This window comes from Leclercia sp. CFBP8987, from assembly GCF_034044995.2.
Classification (GTDB): Bacteria; Pseudomonadota; Gammaproteobacteria; order Enterobacterales; family Enterobacteriaceae; genus Enterobacter; species Enterobacter tamurae.
Window position 1 is genome coordinate 2,179,089 of the sequence record NZ_CM188255.1, and the last position, 12,989, is coordinate 2,192,077.

The 12,989-nt window shown below is 53.5% G+C and carries 15 protein-coding genes; 7 read left to right on the forward strand and 8 right to left on the reverse strand.

Annotated features, from left to right (window positions below; all coding sequences use genetic code 11):
• Position 1 precedes the first annotated feature (1 nt).
• Both SOM40_RS10550 and SOM40_RS10555 read right to left on the reverse strand, forming a co-directional pair.
• Positions 2 to 937 carry a LysR family transcriptional regulator gene (locus SOM40_RS10550; RefSeq protein ID WP_320456898.1) on the reverse strand — a complete coding sequence of 312 codons (936 nt, stop codon included), beginning with the start codon at positions 935 to 937 and terminating at the stop codon, positions 2 to 4.
• Between the two features lie 31 nt (positions 938 to 968).
• On the reverse strand, positions 969 to 1,871 hold the full coding sequence (locus SOM40_RS10555; RefSeq protein ID WP_262673376.1) for a LysR family transcriptional regulator: 903 nt from the start codon (positions 1,869 to 1,871) through the stop codon (positions 969 to 971).
• 394 nt (positions 1,872 to 2,265) lie between these two features.
• On the opposite strand from SOM40_RS10555, the gene SOM40_RS10560 reads away from it, so the two are divergent.
• The 3 genes from SOM40_RS10560 (at position 2,266) to SOM40_RS10570 (ending at position 4,445) form a co-directional block, all read left to right on the forward strand.
• A complete protein-coding gene (locus tag SOM40_RS10560) occupies positions 2,266 to 3,183 on the forward strand; it encodes an alpha/beta hydrolase (RefSeq protein WP_320456897.1) in 918 nt (305 codons plus the stop codon).
• Positions 3,184 to 3,216: 33 nt separating this feature from the next.
• On the forward strand, positions 3,217 to 3,981 hold the full coding sequence (locus tag SOM40_RS10565) for an SDR family NAD(P)-dependent oxidoreductase (protein ID WP_320456896.1): 765 nt from the start codon (positions 3,217 to 3,219) through the stop codon (positions 3,979 to 3,981).
• A 146-nt stretch (positions 3,982 to 4,127) separates the two neighbouring features.
• Positions 4,128 to 4,445, forward strand: coding sequence for a nitroreductase (locus SOM40_RS10570; RefSeq protein WP_320456895.1), 318 nt, complete (start codon positions 4,128 to 4,130; stop codon positions 4,443 to 4,445).
• Between the two features lie 67 nt (positions 4,446 to 4,512).
• On the opposite strand, the gene SOM40_RS10575 is transcribed toward SOM40_RS10570, so the two are convergent.
• A complete protein-coding gene (locus SOM40_RS10575) occupies positions 4,513 to 5,382 on the reverse strand; it encodes a LysR family transcriptional regulator (protein ID WP_320456894.1) in 870 nt (289 codons plus the stop codon).
• 101 nt (positions 5,383 to 5,483) lie between these two features.
• Between SOM40_RS10575 and SOM40_RS10580 the strand changes: the two genes are divergently transcribed.
• The 3 genes from SOM40_RS10580 (at position 5,484) to catA (ending at position 7,934) form a co-directional block, all read left to right on the forward strand.
• Positions 5,484 to 6,443: an NAD(P)H-dependent flavin oxidoreductase gene (locus SOM40_RS10580; protein ID WP_320456893.1), complete on the forward strand. Its 960-nt coding sequence runs from the start codon at positions 5,484 to 5,486 to the stop codon at positions 6,441 to 6,443.
• Positions 6,444 to 6,512: 69 nt separating this feature from the next.
• Positions 6,513 to 7,133 carry a LysE family translocator gene (locus SOM40_RS10585; protein ID WP_320456892.1) on the forward strand — a complete coding sequence of 207 codons (621 nt, stop codon included), beginning with the start codon at positions 6,513 to 6,515 and terminating at the stop codon, positions 7,131 to 7,133.
• Positions 7,134 to 7,250: 117 nt separating this feature from the next.
• Complete coding sequence (gene catA / locus SOM40_RS10590; protein WP_320456891.1) at positions 7,251 to 7,934, forward strand: type A chloramphenicol O-acetyltransferase; 684 nt, start codon at positions 7,251 to 7,253, stop codon at positions 7,932 to 7,934.
• On the opposite strand, the gene SOM40_RS10595 is transcribed toward catA, so the two are convergent.
• Both SOM40_RS10595 and SOM40_RS10600 read right to left on the reverse strand, forming a co-directional pair.
• Positions 7,921 to 9,111 (reverse strand): MFS transporter, encoded by a 1,191-nt coding sequence (locus SOM40_RS10595; protein WP_320456890.1) that lies wholly within the window; start codon positions 9,109 to 9,111, stop codon positions 7,921 to 7,923. The genes catA and SOM40_RS10595 overlap by 14 nt on opposite strands.
• A gap of 60 nt (positions 9,112 to 9,171) precedes the next feature.
• Entirely contained in the window at positions 9,172 to 10,308 is a 1,137-nt protein-coding gene (locus tag SOM40_RS10600) for an alpha/beta hydrolase (RefSeq protein ID WP_320456889.1), read from the reverse strand.
• A gap of 123 nt (positions 10,309 to 10,431) precedes the next feature.
• Here SOM40_RS10600 and SOM40_RS10605 point away from each other — a divergent pair, with 123 nt between their 5' ends.
• On the forward strand, positions 10,432 to 11,316 hold the full coding sequence (locus SOM40_RS10605) for a LysR family transcriptional regulator (protein WP_320456888.1): 885 nt from the start codon (positions 10,432 to 10,434) through the stop codon (positions 11,314 to 11,316).
• A gap of 141 nt (positions 11,317 to 11,457) precedes the next feature.
• On the opposite strand, the gene SOM40_RS10610 is transcribed toward SOM40_RS10605, so the two are convergent.
• From SOM40_RS10610 to SOM40_RS10620, 3 genes are all read right to left on the reverse strand, one after another.
• Positions 11,458 to 12,027, reverse strand: a complete 570-nt coding sequence (locus tag SOM40_RS10610) for a hypothetical protein (RefSeq protein WP_320456887.1) — start codon at positions 12,025 to 12,027, stop codon at positions 11,458 to 11,460.
• Positions 12,028 to 12,120: 93 nt separating this feature from the next.
• On the reverse strand, positions 12,121 to 12,603 hold the full coding sequence (locus tag SOM40_RS10615; RefSeq protein ID WP_320456886.1) for a glutathione peroxidase: 483 nt from the start codon (positions 12,601 to 12,603) through the stop codon (positions 12,121 to 12,123).
• Positions 12,604 to 12,706: 103 nt separating this feature from the next.
• Positions 12,707 to 12,946, reverse strand: a complete 240-nt coding sequence (locus SOM40_RS10620; RefSeq protein WP_106993802.1) for a DinI family protein — start codon at positions 12,944 to 12,946, stop codon at positions 12,707 to 12,709.
• Positions 12,947 to 12,989: the final 43 nt, after the last annotated feature.

The following is a 12,989-nucleotide window of genomic DNA, read 5'->3' on the forward strand; positions in this document are numbered from 1 at the left end:
TTTAAGGATTGCCTGCGGCTTGCTTAGTACAGGAGGGCATGAACCCTGGCTCATAACGTAATGTCTCAATAATCATCGAGAGTGCCGGCAGGAGCTGACGCTCGCTGGAATAAAATATATGGAACCCCTGACGCGGCGGACACCACGCCTCAAGCACTGCCTGAAGACGGCCATTTTCCAGCCCCGGACGGGCAAGTATCTCCGGCACATAAGCCAGGCCATATCCCGCCAGCGCGGCGTCGAGGGCGGCATACACCGTATTGAAGATCAGAGGGCCATCGACACGGCAGGCCTGAACGCCGTCTCCCTTTTTCAGTTCCCAGGGGCTGATCCCCTCCTTCATAGCGTATCGGGTGTTGATGCAGGCGTGCCGGACTAAATCCTCGGGCGTGAGTGGGAGATCTTTTCCGGAGAGATAATCCGGGGAGGCGACAATCACGTTTCGCCAGTCGGGTGATATGCGGACTGACGCCATATTTTTGCCGAGCCTGTCGCCCGGCCTGATACCGGCGTCAAAACGGTCAGCAACAATATCCGTCAGGGCCGGATCGTTGGATACCTCCAGCTGTACGTCAGGATAGTGACGCAAGGCAGGAGAAAGGCGCGGCCAGACGAAGGTGTTCCAGGCGAAATCCGACGCCGTTATCCGCACGGTACCGGCGATTTTGCTCCCCAGCTCGCTCAGGGAGGCCAGTTCATCGGCAATCACATCGAAGCGGGGTGACACCCGCTCCAGCAGGCGCAGCCCTGCCTCCGTAGGAGAGACGCTGCGCGTGGTGCGGATCAGCAGCCGTAGCCCCAGCCGCGCCTCAAGATTACGGATGGTGTGGCTTAACGCCGACTGAGAAACGCCCAGTTCAGCGGCCGCCCGGGTAAAACTGAGTTCCCGGGCGATAGTGATGAACGCCACGATATCCCTGAAGATTTCACCTGACATATTCCGCCTCGTTTATGCGTTAAAAGCCCCGTCAGGGCTGCTGCTCATGGAACCGCAACGCCTCAACCATCAGCGTCATCGCCCGGGAATGCTGGCGTCGGTTAGGGTAGTAGAGATGCAGGCCCGGCCAGAGCGGGCACCAGGCTTCGAGTACCGACACCAGCTCGCCTGAATCCAGCCAGGGCTGAACCATATCCTGTGGCAGGTAGGCCAGACCCAGGCCCGCTTTTGCGGCCTCGAGAATGTCGTAGGCGTTATTACAGATGACGGGGCCGCCGATCCTGACGGCGAACTCACGCTGCTCCTCGGTAAACTCCCAGTCATAGAGGCCGCCATAGGTGGAGGTGCGCAGCCGGATGCACCTGTGTTGAGTGAGATCCTCAGGCCGCTCGGGTAGGGGAAAGCGCGTGAAATAATCTGCCGAACCGACAACCGTATTCTTCACGTCCGGGCTGATTCGCACCGAGATCATATCCTGCGCCAGCTCCATGCCAAACCTGACCCCGGCGTCATAGCCTCTCGCGGCAATATCGACGCTGGCATACTCGCTGATCAGCTCAACGGTGATGTCCGGATACTGCTGCAAAAAAGGGGAGAGTTTAGGCCACAACACCTGGCGGATGGCGTAGTCAATGGCGGTGATGCGCAGGGTGCCGGTTGGCTTGTCCCGCAGGTCGTTCAGGGATTCCAGCTCCTTCTCGATGTATGCAAATTCCGGCACGATCCTGTCTACCAGGTGTTGACCCGCCATCGTCAGGGTGACCCGGCGCGTGCTGCGCAGCAACACGCGCACGCCAAGCCGCTCCTCCAGACCGCGGATGCTGGCACTCAGGGCGGGCTGGGTGACGCCCAGCTGTGCCGCTGCCCGGGTAAAACTCCCGGTCTGCGCTATCGCGATAAGTGCTAATAGATCGCTGAAACCCTCGCGAGCCATGTCTTCCTCACTAAGAAGCGATAAAGGGGATAAGTGGGGCTTAAAAAGATTAATGAATTCTGTTTATAAATGCAAGAAACAGGCAGGGCTGGTCGGGGTTGAAGAGGTTATGTATATTTACCTTCAAGCAAATACGATAGCCGGGAAAATATCTCCGGGCGTGATTGGGGAAATAGTCTAGCTGTATTAAGTTGACTCTGGTGAATATTGTATTTCGCGCCATAGCTTTGTTGTAATTAACCCTAAAACACTTCAATCAAACTGATAATAATATCGGTCGGGAGGCCTCATGTCTTTATCTAAGGTTTCATTATTATTGGCATCAATACTTATTGCCAATACGGCACTCTCTGCACAAACAGAGCCAACGACCGTTGCGGAAGGTATTAATGTCATGAACGCGCAAAAAGTCTCATTTCAAAACGGCACCATCAACATGGCGGCCAATCTCTACCTGCCGCCCAATTTCGATAGCGCGAAAAAATACCCGGCGATTGTGGTTTCCCATCCCTGGGGCGGAGTAAAAGAGCAGACGTCGGGTCTGTACGCCCAACAGCTGGCGAAGCGCGGATTCATCACCCTGGCCTATGACGCCTCTCACTACGGTGAAAGCGGAGGCTTACCGCGTGACCTCGAAAACCCGGCCGATCGGGTGCAGGATATCCGCAGCGCGATTGGCTATCTGAGCACTCTCCCGCAGGTTGATGCCGCCCGCATCGGAACCCTGGGGATCTGTGCTGGCGGCGGCTATACCCTCCACGAAGCGCAAACCGATCTGCGGGTTAAAGCGGTTGCCGGGGTGGTGACCTATGACATCGGGGATGCCACCCGTAACGGTATTGAGGGATCGCCTGTCTCTGCTGACGACAGGGTGAAATTACTGCAAAGCGTCGATGCTCAGTTAAATAAAGAGGCCGCCGGTGCGCCGGTGCGGGGTGAACAACTGCTCCCGGCGCGGGATAGCGTCAATGCCAGCACGCCCAACTTTGTGCGCGAAGCGACGGAGTATTATCTCACCCCACGCGGCGCGCATCCGAATGCCCGCAACCGGTATGTGGTGACCAGCCCGGGGCTACATATGGCGTATTATCCGCTCGAGCATATGGCGGATATTTCTCCGCGGCCGGTATTATTAATTGCCGGAGGAAAAGCGGAAACCCGTAAATTTAGCCAGCAGGCTTATGATAATGCCAAACAGCCGAAGGAGTTAACGATTATTCCTGGCGCATCGCATTTTGATTTATATGACAAGCCGCAGTTCGTTAATCCGGCGGTAGAGAAACTCGCTGCCTTCTTCAGTAAAAATCTTTAATAACCCGCTTCGTCTTCAATCAGGAAATTATTTATGACTTATTCTCTCGAAAATAAAATTGCCTTAGTGACCGGTGCCGCTTCGGGTATTGGTCTTGCCACTGCAAAAGCCTACGCGGCGGCGGGCGCCTCCGTGATGCTGGCTGATATCAACGCCGGGGCGGTGAATCAGGCCGCTGAGTCGCTGGTGGCTTCGGGCTACACCGCCAGAGCGGTGACCTGCAATGCGGCGGATCTGGATGACGTCGCGGCGATGGTGGCGGAGACTGTCGCCACCTTTGGCCGTCTCGATATCGCCTTCAACAACGCCGGTATTCAGAATGTGCTGGCGGAGATCGCCGATGCCACCGCAGAGGATTTCGACCGCGTCACGGCGGTAAACCTGCGCGGGGTCTGGGGCTGCATGAAGTATGAACTGCAGCAGATGCGTAACCAGGGGAGCGGCGTTATCGTGAACTGCTCTTCGATCGGCGGGATTGTGGGCGGGGCACAACGCGCTAACTACCATGCCGCCAAGCATGGGGTGCTGGGCCTGACAAAAAGTGCTGCGCTTGAATATGCCGCGCGCAATATTCGCGTCAACGCCGTCTGCCCGGGGCTGATCTGGACCCCGATGGTTGACGCCATGGTTGCCGCTGGTCAAAAAGAGGCGCTGGAGGCGATGGTGCAGGGCGTGCCCATGCAGCGTCATGGCAAGGCAGAAGAGATTGCAGATGTGGTGCTTTGGCTCTCCAGTGACGCATCATCCTACGTCACAGGCCAGTCCATCTCGATTGATGGCGGCCTGACCATGCGTTAATCCCTCATCTGGCCAGATGCCAGCGGCGGCCTCTGGCCTTTTCAAACTTAAGAAAGTCTTACTATTTAAGCAGTGATTAATTCATTTATTATATATATTCCGATAGCAGCAATTTTTTGCGTTTCAAACCGTCATGAGGGATAAAAATGGACAAAAATTTCACGCCAGAACAAATCGACATGATAAACCGTATCGTCTTTGCACACCTTGACCAGATGAAACAGAAAACGGCTGAAATTGTTGAAGAAACAGAAAGAGCAGCACACCAGCAGCTCCAGGACAGCGGGATCGATATAACAGATTTCTCTCCTGCTAATCAGAGTTTTTTGATGGTGACGCTCATCCAGAACCTGATAGATCGCGTTCATGGCGGCGATATGGCCGTTGCCCAACAGTTAATAACGATGGAAGCCAAAAGGCTTAACATCAGCGTAAACGTTGAGGCTGATCAATCGAGAAGTTAGGTCCCGTTTTATGCGCAGCTACAGGGTGCTTTCTGCCTGACAGGCGCATGGACCTTCACCGGAAACGCTAACGCAGTTTTGCCACCCATTCTTCGCAAAAATCCAGATAGGCCCGCACCAGGGCTGAAGGATGTTTATGACGGGCGTAAACAAGGTGCAATGGCAGGACTTGTTTGGCTGTTTCGGGCAAAAGCGCTATCAGCTCACCGTTCTCCAGCCAGGGCCTGGCTAATAAATCGGGGAGCTGTGTGACGCCCATACCACTCAGTGCGTAATGTATTAATCCCTGGACATTATTAGTGGAAAAGAAGGGTTCGTATTTTACTTTTTCCGTTCCTGACCCCCATTCAAAAGAACTCTGATTCAGGCTTTCCCAGGCAGCAACAGGAAGTCGGCCCATTTCAGCCAGTGACGTTGGCGTACCATGTCGGGCCAATAATGAGGGACTTGCCACGAACAAAACTTCCACTGTCATGAGAGGTTTAGCAATTACATCATCCGTATTTAAGTTGCCCATTCGTAGCGCAACATCGACGCCATCTTCAAACAAATCAACGACTCTTTCGCTTGAATGACAAAAGACATTGATATCCGGATAGCGCTGCTGAAATTCAATCAGTAAATCCCACCAGATAGAGAAATTAGGGGGCACGGACAGACGTAACTTACCCTGTAAGTTGTGGGCTGAGGTTACCGACTTTTGTGCATCCTCCAGCAATTCGATACCCAGACGAGCCTGTTCAAAGAACTGTTGTCCTTTATGGGTTGGCCTAACACCCTGTCGTGAGCGTTCCAGGAGTTGAACGTTCAAGGCCTGCTCAAGCTCATTAATTTTTCGACTTAACGTGGAGATGGGCACCCCTGTTTTGTCACTCGCCGCAGAAAAGCTTCCGGCATTCATCACCGCGATGAACAATTTCGTTGCATTAAAATCCATTGTTCTTTCCATTTTTGGGGATGATGTTCCTATTTTTGATGATTCCATTCCATTTTTCAAAGGGTAAAATTCTCCAGTCTGATTTTCTCCAGGATTTAAAAATGAATAACCGCGTCACTAAAATCTTAAACATTCGCTATCCACTCATTCAGGCACCTTTGTATTTCCTGACCAATGCGGAACTGGTTGCTGCGGTGTCAAACGCGGGTGGGCTGGGCACGCTGGGTCCCCACGCCGGGCAAGAAAGTCAGCCAGGCTCGCGCTTTGTGGCGCTGGATCGTATGCGGAAGGAGATCCGAAAAGTTAAAAAACTGACGAATAAACCCTTTGCTGCGACCCTGATTAACGGTCCGGATATGAGCTTCTGGCGACCCACTGCTGAGATGCTGGTCGAAGAAGGTGTAGAGGTAGTGCTTATCAATGAAGTGCTGGATGCAGAGATATTTGAATTCTTTAAAAGCAACGGCATAAAAACCCTTTATCGCGCTCTGACACCCACTATCGCTAATTCAAAAGAAGCAGAAAAATTAGGAGCCGACATCATCATCGCCACAGGTTTTGACGAAGGTGGGACCGTACCGAGCCGGGAGATTGGCACATTCAGCATCGTTCCCATGATCGTTGATAGCGTGAACGTGCCGGTCATCGCAGCGGGTGGAATAGGTGATGTGCGCGGCGTGCGTGCCGCAATGGCTCTGGGGGCAGAAGGGGTCTATGCGGGCACTCTTTTTTTGACTGCGCTTGAAAACCCAGCGGCTGAAAAAGTTAAACGTCTGATTGTCGACTCCACGGCAGAGGATTTGCTGTTGTTCCGCACACTGCCAGCCTATTACCGTAGCTTGCCCACCGATTTGAGTCCAAAGCTGGCAGAGTTAGATGCTCAGAACACGGATCGTGAAACCATGTTTAAGGCCATGAACGGCTATCACTCGCTGTGGCAGGCGATGAGGCTGGGGAATTTTGATCAGGGTGTTGTGTCAACCGGCACAGGTATTTCCGTCATCAAATCCATTCGTCCGGCGGCAGAGATTGTTTCAGACCTGATGCAGGACTTTTTATAACAAAAATAGCCTCAATGAATTGATTGGGAAAAAGTAACTCGGTAACATCCACGCTTTCGGATAAAGAAAATGTCGGTTACCGATTCACTTCTCGCTTTCTCTCTCGCGGCACTCTTGCTTACCCTCACCCCTGGCCTGGATACGGCACTCATTCTTCGAACCGCCTGTGCTGAAGGGGGTAAAAAGGCTTTTCAGGCTGCGCTTGGAATTGATGCTGGTTGTTTCGTCTGGGGAGCGCTTGTCGCGCTCGGTCTCGGCGCTCTGATGGCGGTTTCAACGCTCGCTTACACAGTACTGAAAATCTGCGGGGCGGCTTACCTTTGCTGGCTGGGCCTGCAATTACTGATGCGCCCCCGAACCTCTTTCAGTCAGAACGCGGATGACACGGCTGCCCACGGGAACTGGTTTATCAAAGGCATGCTCGGAAACGTACTCAATCCCAAGATGGGCATTTTTTATGTGTCGTTTCTACCTCAATTTATCCCCGCCGGGCATTCACCTGTACTCTGGACATTTATCCTCGTCGGCATTCATGTCCTGATCGGCACCCTGTGGTCAGCCACGCTAATCATCTCCACGCACTTTGCATCAGGTATCCTGAAAAGACCCCGTGTTATCAGCGCCATGGATCGTGCAACCGGGGGACTCTTTTTATGCTTTGCCGCCAGACTGGCGTTCAGCAGCCGATAACGGGCTTTAGAGTCGTAGGCCGGGCAAGCGAAGCGCCCCCGGCACCCGAGTGTTTGCTTAACTTAAGAAAAAGCTTAGGCTAACATCGTATATATTCTTGCTAATCAAAGGCTAAAAATGAAAACAACAACCCCGGAATATACCTCTGTTGATCTCTCTGGTTGGGCAAGAAAGGAGCACTTTGAGGTATTTCAGTCGTTTGCTCAATCGACAATTAACCAAACGGTTCTGGTAGACATTACTGCGCTGTTAAAGCATATCAAAAAGGTTGGCTGGAAATTTTACCCTACTGTGATTTCCCTCCTGTCTGAAATCGTAAACAGGCATACGGAGTTCCGTATGGCCATGAAGAACAATGAGCTGGTTATATGGAACAGAGTTCATCCAAGCTATACCATTTTCCATAATGAAACCGAGACCTTTTCATCCTTATGGAGTCAATACGATGGCAATATTCAACACTTCCAGACGGTTTATTCAGAAGATGTTGCCCAATACGGGAATAACCTTGCTTATTGGCCTAAAGGTGAGTCGCCGGATAATGTATTTTTCGTTTCTTCAATTCCCTGGGTGACCTTTACCAACTTTAATATCAACGTTGCTAATATGCAGAACTTCTTTGCCCCCATGTTCACCTTTGGGAAATACTATGAACATGAGGGGAAAGTCTTGTTGCCTCTCGCCATTCAGATACATCACGCCGTGTGCGATGGTTTCCATGTGGCAAGACTGTTCAATGAGTTACAGGTGATGTGTAACGACATAATCCACCACCCGTCGGGGCTGGCTACTTCCCGGTAGCGCTTTTCCGCGCGGTGAACCCGGTCAGCACCACCGCGCTCAGCAGCAAAATAGCGCTCATCGCAAAGGTGCTCTGCCAGCCGATATGGTCAAACACCATTCCGCCTGCCGTGGAGCCCAGCGCGATTGAGAGCTGGATCACCGCCACCATCAACCCGCCACCGGCTTCTGCATCCTCGGGCAGGGTACGGGCGATCCACGTCCACCATCCCGTTGGCGCCGCCGTGGACAGCAGACCCCAGAACCCCAACAGCAGGGCGACGATCCAGAGGCTGTGCCCGACCAGGATTAACAGCCCGGCAATGGCGGCCATCAGAAGCGGAATAGCCATTAGCGTCAGATAGAACCTGGCGTTCAGGAACAGGGCAACGATCAGCGTGCCAATAAAACCCGCGATACCGATGGTGAGCAGGATCAGCGATAGGCCGGAGGCGCTGACGTGGGTGACAGTCTCCAGGAACGGACGCACATAGGTGAACAGCGCAAACTGACCCATAAAGAACAGGCCGCAAGCCAGCAGACCGGTAGACACCACCGGCAGACGGAACAGGCGAAAAACGGTCCCGCGTGAGGTCTGACTTTTATTGCCATTCATATCGGGCAGGCTAAACCACTGCCAGATAAACGCTGCGGTTGCCACCGGGACCAGACACAGGAAGGCTCCGCGCCAGCCGATGGTGGCACCAAGATAGCTGCCGAGTGGGGCAGCCACGACCGTCGCCAGGGCGTTACCGCCGTTGAAAATCGCCAGCGCACGGGAGACCTGATGCTGCGGCACCAGGCGAATGGCCGTCGCTGCCGACATAGACCAGAAGCCGCCGATGGCGATCCCAATCAGGGCGCGTCCGGCCATATAGACCAGATAGCTGGAGGCAAACGCAATAATCAGCCCCGATACCGCCATCAGGATCGTCATGCCCAGCAGGAGGGTTTTACGATTCATATTCCCGGCAATATGCGAAAGGCTAAGGCTGGTCAGGACCGCCAGCGCGCCGGAGATGGCAATCCCCTGGCCCGCCAGACCCTCGGTGACGCCCAGATCGCTGGCAATGGGGGTCAGCAGGCTGACCGGCATAAACTCCGATGCAATCAGGACAAATACGCACAGGGTCATGGCAAAAATGCCGCCCCAGTACGCGCGTTCGTTATTCTGTGTGGTTTGGCTCAGTGTGGACATAATCAGATTTCATGAAGGGAAGGGGTAACGCCACCTGCCAGGGACAGGCAGCGTAAAGGGTTATTTCAGGCTGGTTTTGAAGAACTGCTCAAACTGTGCAAACGGGATCTTACCGGCGACGTTGTCGTACAGATCGACATGGTTAGCACCCGGGACAATCACCAGTTCTTTCTGCTTGCTGCCAACGGCTTTGTAGGCATCTTCAGCGAAATAGCGTGAGTGCGCTTTTTCACCGGTGACGATCAGCGTCGGGATGGTGATCTCTTTGGCATAGCTCAGCAGCGGCATATTCATGAACGACAGCGGCATCGTCGCGGTCCATGCGCCGGTGGAGTTCACGGAGCGTTCGTGGAAGCCGCGCGGCACCCGGTAGTAATCAAAGAACTCTTTCAGGACCGGATGCGGATCTGCCGGTAACGCTTCGGGCAGAATGCGGTCAGCCGCGGTCACTTTGCCGTTCTGGTCGACATTAATATCGTGGCCGCCGTGGGCAAAGGTGCCGCTTTCGGCATCTTTCCAGCGCTGTTCGTTCAGATACGCCAGCACGGCATGGCGATCTGCCGCAGAGTAGCGATCTTTGCCATCCCCCACGCCGTGGCCCATCGCGCGGCTCATGTCGTACATCACGCTGGTGGCGACCGCTTTCACGCGGGTATCCATAGACGCCGCGTTCAGCGCCATCCCGCCCCAGCCGCAGATGCCGAGAATACCGATGCGGTTGCGATCAACTTCTTTTTGTAATCCCAGGAAATCAACCGCGGCGCTAAAGTCCTCGGTGTTGATGTCCGGAGAGGCGACATTCCGCGGCTGGCCGCCACTTTCGCCTGTATAAGAGGGATCGAACGCGAGGGTCACAAATCCTTCTTCCGCCAGGGTCTGGGCATACAGGCCGCTGGACTGCTCTTTCACCGCGCCAAACGGCCCGCTTACTGCAATCGCCGCCAGCTTGCGATCGCCCCGGTCTTTCGGCAGGTACATATCGGCCACTAAGGTGATCCCGTAGCGGTTCTGGAAGGAGACCTTGCGGTGATCGACCTTATCGCTCTCGGCAAAGGTCTTGTCCCACTTCGTGATCATCGAAACGGGCGCGTTCGGATTGGTGGTATCTGCATAACTCATTGTCGTTACTCCACTTAAGGATGCGCACAGCAGCATCGCGGGTATGGCAGCTGTCAGTTTTCGGGTGAATGTTTTCATAGGAGGCACCGGGCTGTGTTGTTGTGTGGAGTCCAGTATAGTTAGCAGTAATAGTGCTGATTAGAGGCCGAATACTGCTAAGATTCATACCATATTGTTATGAATTATTGAGGGGAGAGGGTGATGGCGAAGCGGGAAAACTACAACGAGCTGTACCTGTTTATGCAGGTGGTGCGGGAGGGCAGCTTCACCGCCGCCGCGCAGCGGCTGGGGCTGGCTCAGTCGGGGATCAGCCGTTCGGTGCGCGACCTCGAAGCGCGGCTGGGCGTCCAGTTGCTGGTGCGCACCACCCGCAGGCTGTCGCTGACCCAGGCCGGGGAGCAGCTCTATCAGACCACCGAGTCCGGGTTTGATGCGCTGGATACCGGGCTCGCCACTCTGGCGCATTATCGTGAGACCCCCTCCGGCACGGTGCGCATCAATGCCAGCCAGCACGCTATCGAGAAGTGTCTCCTGCCAAAGCTGGCGATATTCAAACAGCGTTACCCGGATATCCGCCTGGAGCTGATGAATGAGAGCCGCTTCGTGGATATCATCGCCGAGCGGTTCGATGCCGGCGTCCGGCTGGGGCCTGAGGTTGGGCAGGGGATGGTCGCGGTACGCATTACCCCCGACATGGAGATGGCGGTGGTCGGTACGCCCGACCACCTGCGCCGCTACGGCTTTCCCCAGATCCCCGCGGATTTAGCGGCCCACCCCTGCATTGCCTATCAGTTTGCCGACGGCGGACTCTATCAGTGGGAGCTGGTTCTGGACGCCAAAAGCATTACCCATCGCCCCGAAGGACAGTGGGCCTTTTCTGACAGCTATATGGAAGCCCAAGCCGCCCGGCTGGGACTGGGGCTGGCCTACGTCCCGGTTGAGCTGGTGGCGGACGATCTGGAGCGCGGAACGCTGATCCGGGTGTTGCAGCGCTACAGCCTGCGCATGGACGGGCTGTTCCTCTACTATCCGCACCGCAACGTGTCGCCCGCCTTGAGGGCGGTGATTGATACCCTGAAAATCTGAATGTGATTTTGTAGGCCGGGCAAGCGCAGCGCCCCCGGCGTTGCCTTTCTGGAACGTCTTTGCTTAAAAAATTGAGCGATACCTTCAGATGAGTTTTACCAGGCCATATTTCCCCGGGCTGAAAGAGAAGTAATACTACATTTACCTGTAAATAAATTCGTAGTTAACGATATACGTCCCAATTTTATTTACGCGAGCTGTTACCCATACTCCTGTCATTCCCTGCTTACGGTGGCTGCGCAGATACTCTTTATTGGTACAAAGCTGTATCCATCTGGTAGTGTTCTGATCTTTTATCCAGATCCCTGCTTCACAATGCCCATGCTTACCTCTCGATGGCCCCGGGAAGACAACCTCATATTCCGATTCATAGCCAATTATGTTGTCCGGGAAGAGATAAACATAGACATCATAACAGTTTAAGCTCAATAACAATCCCAGGCTAAAACCGCCGAGAAATGCATTACTAAGATACTTTAATGTTTTGTTAAAAGTGCGACGATAAAAAGCGTAGATAAAAGAGAAACTTCCCATCAGTATGCTGAAAGAAATATACGTTAACCATTCAGGTATCGATTTTTTTAGAATGGTTTTATGGGAGAGGCTGGATGCCCACAACATATACCAGCACCATAAACCCGCAATGATGAGTGTCACGGCTGTAATGGACCATTTCTTGTATTTATTTTCGAAGTAATAACTTTTATTCATAATTATATTTTTTTATAGGTATTAAAAGAGAAACTGGCTTTGCTCCGTAAGGCTATTTTAACTTATTAATGTGAACAGGCATCCGGTTTCCACTTAGATTTTGAGCGCAGCAACAATAGAATCTTCAATTTTCTCCGGCGTAGAAATCGGTGCAAAACGCTTGAGCGGTTTACCGTCGCGTCCAATCAGGAACTTAGTGAAGTTCCACTTGATCCGCCCACCCAGCACGCCGGGCAGTTCCGCTTTCAGGTAACGAAACACCGGGTGCGTTGCGGGGCCGTTAACCTCCACTTTCCCGAACATCGGAAAGCTCACACCGTAGTTAATGTTACAGGTCTGCGCAATGTCGTCGGCACCGCCGGGTTCCTGCTTACCGAACTGGTTGCAGGGGAAACCCAGTACTACCAGCCCCTGATCGGCATATTTTTTGTAGAGCATCTCAAGGCCTGCGTATTGCGGCGTGAAGCCACAATGGCTGGCGGTATTCACCACCAGAACGACCTTACCTGCATAGTCGGCCATAGAGATGTGCTCGCCACGCAGGCTGGTGGCAGTCAGTTGATGGAAGGTCGTCATGTCGGAAACCTCAAAGCAGCGCTTTTTTGCAAACGTTCTGGATTATAGACGCTGGTTTTAATCACGTCTGCTTCTGCCACGAAGCGGTCTCCGGATCGTTAAATCACTCCGCAACCAGCCACATATCTGCTTCGTCAAACATCTCCTCCAGCATGCGGTTCAGCTTCTCTCGATCGCTTTTACTGGCATCGCTGTTCAGGCCGTTGGCCTGCATCGGTTTTACCTTCACCTCGGCATCCGGAAAGATCCGGTGCACCCGGGTGGTTAACTCAGCCAGGATGATCTCCCTTGCACCGGGGAGTCCCGCAACATTTCTTTTGTCGTAAACCAGTTCAACGAACATCATATATCCCCTTAAATACTGTTTTAATGTACAGCATTCTTAC